The sequence below is a fragment of the Benzoatithermus flavus genome (genome assembly GCF_037908215.1).
Lineage (GTDB): Bacteria > Pseudomonadota > Alphaproteobacteria > Geminicoccales > Geminicoccaceae > Benzoatithermus > Benzoatithermus flavus.
Genome location: NZ_JBBLZC010000161.1, coordinates 1 through 501 on the forward strand (window position 1 = coordinate 1; position 501 = coordinate 501).

The window sequence follows — 501 nt, forward strand, 5'->3', positions numbered from 1 at the left end:
TGGGTGACGATCGCCACATGGCGGGCGCCCATCCGCTCAGCCAACGCAACCGTCTCGGCGAGCGCCCGTTTGATGCGCGCTTGAAACGAAACATAGCTTTCTCCGGCGGGCGGCGCCGTCGAAAATGGCGACTCGAGCCATCGTTTGTACGCGAGATCCGTTTCGAGTTCGGCGAACGTTTTCCCTTCCCAGACGCCAAAAAAAAGCTCGCGCCATCCGCTCGTACACCAGTCCGGCTGGCGGCTGCCAAACAGCAGCGACGCCGTCTCCCAGCAACGGCGAAGATCGCTTGTCACGATGCAGTCGACCGGATATGGCCACTCGACCCGCAAACGGCGCAGCCTGCTATGTTCCGCGGCCGAAAGCGGCGCGTCCGTCCAGCCGATATATGCATTGCGCCGATTCAGTTCCGTCATCCCATGACGGATAAGCGTAACAGCCAAAGGACGCCCCATAGCACGGTCTCTCCCCCTTCGATGAGCGCGCCGAGCACATCGCCGC

Annotated in this window: 1 protein-coding gene and 1 pseudogene; both read right to left on the bottom strand. The window is 62.3% G+C overall.

Annotation, left to right across the window (positions count from 1 at the left end):
* The coding region (locus U1T56_RS24675) for a histidine phosphatase family protein (RefSeq protein ID WP_418162104.1) at positions 1-416 on the bottom strand (416 nt) is incomplete at its 3' end.
* Positions 413-501: pseudogene (locus U1T56_RS24680) on the bottom strand (adenosylcobinamide-GDP ribazoletransferase); the annotation flags it as partial. The gene U1T56_RS24675 and the pseudogene U1T56_RS24680, both read right to left, overlap by 4 nt.